At 72.2% G+C, this 622-nt stretch carries 1 pseudogene; it reads left to right on the top strand.

The features are described from left to right. Positions 1 to 622 (top strand): annotated as a pseudogene (locus CCN29_RS36705) (hypothetical protein); the annotation flags it as partial.

The following is a 622-nucleotide window of genomic DNA, read 5'->3' as shown; positions in this document are numbered from 1 at the left end:
GGCAGCAGCAGCCGCCGCAGCACATCGAGCCCTCGGACGGGACCGACTCGGGTGACATCGAGAGCGGTGCCACGATCCGTTTCTCCGCCGCCGCGTTGAAGCGGGAGATCGCTGAGCGCGAGGCCGCCGAGGCGGAGAAGGAGGCGGACGCCTCCCCGTCCGACACCGACTCCAGCACTGACACCGACGCCGACACAGACACCGACGTCGACACCGACGCCGACGGCTCCGAGGCTTCCGGTGAGCCGGTTGGTCCGGACGACGAGGTCTCCGACGACGCCTTGTCGGAGCCCCGTGACGATGCCGACGAGCGTGACGGGCTCGACGTCGACTCCTTCGGGCCCGACGACGTCCACAGCTCTGCCGAGGAGGAGAAGGACGCGGAAGACGACGAATCCGCCGCGTCCGCTTCCGACTCGGAGGCCTCCGACTCCGCGGCTGACGTGGAGGACGAGGGTACGGCGGCTGACGAGGACGACGACGAGGACGAGCCCCAGGACGCCGTTCCCACGAGCGCCGACGTCCAGGACAGCGTGCCCCAGGACGCCGCCCCGGGTCCTGTCGACGCGCCCCAGGCGCCCTCCGTTCCGCCCGCCTACCCGAGCGCTCCGCCGGCGGGCGG

The organism is Streptomyces pseudogriseolus, from assembly GCA_002154585.1.
In the GTDB taxonomy this organism is placed as follows: Bacteria; Actinomycetota; Actinomycetes; order Streptomycetales; family Streptomycetaceae; genus Streptomyces; species Streptomyces pseudogriseolus.
Note: the sequence above shows the minus strand (reverse complement) of the source record. Positions and strands in the feature narration are given on the sequence as shown.